Annotated in this window: 5 protein-coding genes and 1 pseudogene; 1 reads left to right on the top strand and 5 read right to left on the bottom strand. The window is 41.7% G+C overall.

All coding sequences use genetic code 11. The features are described 5' to 3' along the window. Positions 1 to 12: 12 nt before the first annotated feature. The 4 genes from STRDD11_RS08730 to STRDD11_RS08745 all read right to left on the bottom strand — a co-directional run bounded on the left by STRDD11_RS08730 (position 13) and on the right by STRDD11_RS08745 (position 3,210). Positions 13 to 546 (bottom strand): restriction endonuclease subunit S, encoded by a 534-nt coding sequence (locus tag STRDD11_RS08730; RefSeq protein WP_128837001.1) that lies wholly within the window; start codon positions 544 to 546, stop codon positions 13 to 15. Then, the gene (locus STRDD11_RS08735) at positions 533 to 2,041 is read right to left on the bottom strand and encodes a type I restriction-modification system subunit M (RefSeq protein ID WP_128837113.1); all 1,509 of its coding nucleotides are present in this window, start codon (positions 2,039 to 2,041) and stop codon (positions 533 to 535) included. Before STRDD11_RS08735 ends, STRDD11_RS08730 begins: the two co-directional genes overlap by 14 nt. Positions 2,042 to 2,140: 99 nt before the next feature. Continuing rightward, the gene (locus STRDD11_RS08740) at positions 2,141 to 2,647 is read right to left on the bottom strand and encodes a methylated-DNA--[protein]-cysteine S-methyltransferase (protein WP_128837002.1); all 507 of its coding nucleotides are present in this window, start codon (positions 2,645 to 2,647) and stop codon (positions 2,141 to 2,143) included. Between the two features lie 344 nt (positions 2,648 to 2,991). Then, positions 2,992 to 3,210: a DNA glycosylase family protein gene (locus STRDD11_RS08745; RefSeq protein WP_164828441.1), complete on the bottom strand. Its 219-nt coding sequence runs from the start codon at positions 3,208 to 3,210 to the stop codon at positions 2,992 to 2,994. 338 nt (positions 3,211 to 3,548) lie between these two features. Between STRDD11_RS08745 and STRDD11_RS08750 the strand changes: the two genes are divergently transcribed. Continuing rightward, complete coding sequence (locus STRDD11_RS08750) at positions 3,549 to 3,806, top strand: hypothetical protein (protein ID WP_128837004.1); 258 nt, start codon at positions 3,549 to 3,551, stop codon at positions 3,804 to 3,806. Here the strand turns inward: STRDD11_RS08750 and STRDD11_RS14465 are convergent. Next, positions 3,803 to 3,978, bottom strand: a pseudogene (locus tag STRDD11_RS14465) (VOC family protein); the annotation flags it as partial. The gene STRDD11_RS08750 and the pseudogene STRDD11_RS14465 sit on opposite strands and share 4 nt — an antisense overlap.

Consider the following 3,978-nt stretch of genomic DNA (forward strand, 5'->3'; position numbering starts at 1 on the left):
CTGTTTTTGAGGTTACAAGTTTGAGTTCTCAATTTTATTATCAAGTGCATGTAAAATTCCACTGATTTCTCTTTGAATCTCTAGCGAAGGCAATGATATCTCCAATCCAGAAATATCACTTGGTTTTATAGAGGGATAGGCTGATGTACTCTGTTCCCCTATAGCATGCAAAGTTTCAACGATTTCATTTTGGGTTAAATAGTAGTATATATAACCACTATCAACTTTACTTTTATCAACTGTAATAACTGCAAAACCAGTTGATACGAGCATATTAGGGAGCATATCTTTTACAATTCCATAGTGACATTGATTAGGGCGTACTGTTGAATATAAAATGTCATTATATTCAACCTTCCTTCTAGCACGACTAGGTAATTTATCTTTCCCAGTTTCTATGTATTGGAATTGTTGAACTTCATTTTTTGTCAAATTACCTGTATCTAAATAATTAATAAATTCCCATTTTTCAGAAGCTGAATACGTATTTTTATTTATCTGACATACATCACTAAGTTTTACTCTCTTCCAATCACTTAATTTCAAACCCAATTTCCCCCAATCTTTCACGGATTTCGTCTTCCAGTTTGTGAGATGTGGTAAAGAGTTCTGACAGTTCTGTGGTTAAGCGGTCCATCTTTTCTGCGAATGGTTCTCCGTCATCTTCTTTCTCCTCAATACCAACATAACGTCCTGGCGTGAGAATATAATCTTGCTTGGCAATTTCTGATGTTTCAACGACTGCACAGAAACCTTTGACATCCTCAAGTTTCCCATTTTGAAAAACTTCAAAGGTATCCGCTAACTTCTTGATGTCTTCATCACTAAAATCACGGTGTTTCCGGTCAATCATTTCTCCCATATTGCGGGCATCGATAAATAAGGTTTTTCCCTTTTGTTTTTTATTTTTACTGATAAACCATAGGCATGCCGGGATAGTCACACTGTAGAAGAGATTAGCTGGCAGGGCAATAATCCCTTCGATTAAGTCATCTTCAATAATCTTCTTGCGAATTTCTCCTTCTCCGCTCTGAGTAGATGAGAGTGAACCGTTTGCCAGAACCAAGCCGACCTTTCCGTTGCTTGGGTCCATATGATGAATCATGTGCTGAATCCAAGCATAGTTAGCATTGCTATTAGGTGGCGTTCCGTATTTCCAGCGGATATCATCTTTCAGTTTGTCCGCACCCCAGTTGGAAATATTAAAAGGAGGATTCGCCATGATATAGTGAGCTTTCAGCGTTGGATGCAAATCATTGAAAAAACTGTTAGCCTGATGCTCTCCAAAATCCGCATCAATACCGCGGATAACCATATTCATCTTAGCCATTTTCCAAGTATCAGCGTTTGATTCTTGACCAAAAACAGATAAATTATTGAGGTTTCCACTATGGTTTTCTATAAATTTAGCCGACTGTGCAAACATACCTCCTGACCCACAGGCAGGATCATAAACACGCCCCCGAAAAGGTTTTAATATCTCCACAATCGTTTTAACGATACTGGTTGGGGTATAGAACTCACCGCCACGTTTTCCTTCGTTAGCCGCAAAGCGTTCAATACAGTATTCATAGGCACGACCCAGCAAATCTTTTTCATTTTCACCTTCGTACATCTGAATATTAGTAAAAATATCTACCACTTCTCCCAAAACACGCTTGTCCAAGTCTGAGCTGGCGTAAATCTGAGGGAGAACATTTTCAAGACTTGAATTATCCTTTTCAATCTCACGCATAGCCTCATCCAAAACCGTGCCAATTTCTGAAGAATGTGCATGACTGGCAATAAAAGGCCATCTAGCTATTTCAGGGACAAAAAAGATATTATCCTCTGAATAAGCATCTGGATCATTCTCAAATCCATCACCTTCTGCAAGTAATTGTTGGTATTTTTCCTCAAAAGCATCGGATACATACTTCAAAAAGATTAATCCGATAATAACTTTTCGATACTCTGATGCAGAAATATGCCCCCGGAGAGAATCCGCCGCATTCCATAGTTCATTTTCAAATCCAATATTTGCGTTTGATTTTTTCGCCATTTTATACTCTTTTCCTATTTTAATCACATCCATTTTACCATATTTAAAGTCAGTTAAAAAGCACCGAATGGTGCTTTTTTAGCTTATCAATAGTTTTATTTATCCTGTTGTCTTTTCCCCCGCCTCCAGCTTCAGCAGGTAGGCTTTTTTGTCAAGTCCGCCGGCATAGCCTGTCAGCTTGCCGTCGCTTCCGACAATCCGATGGCAGGGAATTAAAATAGAAATAGGATTGTGCCCAATCGCACCGCCGACCGCTCTGACTGAGCCAATCTTTCCATAGTCCGCCTGCAGCTCCTGCAGAACATCTGCATAGGCAGCCGTCTGACCATAAGGAATCTTCTGCAGCACGGCCAGAACCTTGCTCCTAAACTCGGTCACTTGAGGAGCCAGCGGAATAACATCTATGGCAGGATTTTCCCCTTTAAAATAGGCATCCAGCCAAGCAGCAACACGCCGGCTGAGCTCCGTATCCTTCACCTCTGCCTGCGCCAAATCATAGCCCGCCCCAAAATATTTCTGCCCTTGAAACCACAGGCCCAGCAGAGCATTCGCATCCGTCAAGATGAGAATTTGGCCGATTGGGGATGTGTAATAGGTTTTATACATTTCTTCTCCTTTTCTCTGATTAGCTGCTAATAAAGCAAACGCCAAATATAAAATACTGCATAGGAACACCAGCTTCCCCACTTGTCTTTTAGCCTGGACAGCAATTCCTTAGACGGTTTCTCCTCTAAAGCAAGTATATGGGAAATACCATTCTGCAGGCCGACATCCGCCATCGGAAATGCCTCTTGTATACGAAAACAGCACATCATCACATCATGTGCCGTCCACGGACCGACACTATAAAGTTTCAATAACTCTTTTTCGATTTGCCCAGCTGTACCTAACTCTTGATAATAACTTTTGGAAATATGGCCTTGGTACAAGAGCTTGGAGATGGTTTGTAACTACTCCGCTTTTTTGCGCGTCATTTGCAGCTCCAGCAGTTCCTCGAGCTTGCTGTTGGCAATCGTCTCTGGCTTAGGATAAACCCAGTAAGTTTCATGATGCCAGTGAAAGGCTTCGCCATACTTCTTGACAAAGCGTTCTTTTAGGGTATAAGCATAAGCAAGATTAACCTGCTGTCCTAAAATCCCCCAAGTCATTGCTTCATAAAAATCTGGCACACCCACCAAGCGCAGTCCGTAAAACTCCTGAACTAAGGAGCATAAGATGTCCTCCTCTCGCGCAAACTGTTAAAAATCTGCCAATGACCGATCTAAATCCAACTACTCTCTGACAAAACTGCCAATAACTTTTTGAGCTTCAGCAGAAAAAACAGTTTGATTTTCTGTCTGGATACATACTTCCTGAAGCGATGCATTGTAGAAAATCGTACAAAGATAACATTGACTTTAAACAAGCGCTTGATTCAATCGTTTGCAACTCAATACATCACTTCCTTTTCCTCTCTTGATAGGTAAGAAATGATTTGTCTCCAGTCAAAGATAGCTGGTGTTTCTAAATGAATCCTATTTTTAGCTGGCATACCTCCTCCTTCCTTTTGTTATTATACCATCATTTAGCGGCTGAAAATAAAACAATCTGGCTTTCTCATCAGAAAAAGCAGGGGAGCGATGCCGGCCCACTCAACCATAGCTTGTCAGCTGCCGCCCTCAACTGTCCCCTTTGGGCTTGTTTGGTCAAGAGCAGCAGAAATCCCTTTCATCTGGTTGATGAAAGGGAAGCTTATTCTGTAGATCCTTTGAAATTCACCGTCTAAGGGGCTGTGGTCATTCTGCTGACAATTCCGTCTGGATCTGTGACTTCCAGCTCCTGTGAGCTGAGCCAGCGGCTGCTGGCAGCCAAGTCTTGCGCTCTCTCGTAAATATCCAGCAAGTCTTCCTTATCTGCCACCTGAACTTGGTAGTAGGCCAGTCCCAGCTGCTGGGGCC

Origin of the sequence: Streptococcus sp. DD11, assembly GCF_001578865.1 — a bacterium.
In the GTDB taxonomy this organism is placed as follows: domain Bacteria; phylum Bacillota; class Bacilli; order Lactobacillales; family Streptococcaceae; genus Streptococcus; species Streptococcus panodentis.

Bases quoted from the DNA above. Each gene is read 5' to 3' on its own strand.
- STRDD11_RS08740 (WP_128837002.1), bottom strand. From the start codon at position 2,647: ATGTATAAAACCTATTACACATCCCCAATCGGCCAAATTCTCATCTTG.
- STRDD11_RS08750 (WP_128837004.1), top strand. From the start codon at position 3,549: ATGAATCCTATTTTTAGCTGGCATACCTCCTCCTTCCTTTTGTTATTA.
- STRDD11_RS08735 (WP_128837113.1), bottom strand. From the start codon at position 2,041: ATGGCGAAAAAATCAAACGCAAATATTGGATTTGAAAATGAACTATGG.